This window comes from Mycobacterium intermedium, assembly GCF_002086275.1.
Lineage (GTDB): Bacteria > Actinomycetota > Actinomycetes > Mycobacteriales > Mycobacteriaceae > Mycobacterium > Mycobacterium intermedium.
In genome coordinates this window covers 1-299 of record NZ_MVHT01000350.1, presented here as the reverse complement: position 1 = coordinate 299, position 299 = coordinate 1, and the positions used below count along the sequence as shown (strand labels likewise).

Genomic DNA, 299 nt, shown 5'->3' with positions numbered 1-299 from the left:
GCCCCCCCCCGCCCCGCGGGGGGCGGGGGGGGCGCGGGGGGGGCCGGCGGGGCCGGCGGCACCAGCGCCTTGGTCGGTACCGGTGTCGGCGGTGCCGGCGGAGCCGGCGGGGCCGGCGGGATCTTCGGCCCGGGCGGCGTCGGCGGAGCCGGCGGCCTTGCCGTGGCGAACGGCGGGAACGGCGGGCCAGGCGGGGCCGGCGGACTGTTCAGCTCCGGGGGCGCCGGCGGAGCGGGCGGAGCGGCCGTCATCGCCGGCGATGGCGGGGCGGGCGGCAACGCCGGCATGCTCGCCGGCGC

The 299-nt window shown here is 85.6% G+C and carries 1 protein-coding gene; it reads left to right on the top strand.

Going from position 1 to position 299, the window contains the following annotated elements; all coding sequences use genetic code 11:
• Positions 1 to 299 (top strand): hypothetical protein (locus BST27_RS35250; RefSeq protein WP_211285355.1); only part of this gene is annotated, 299 nt, incomplete at both ends.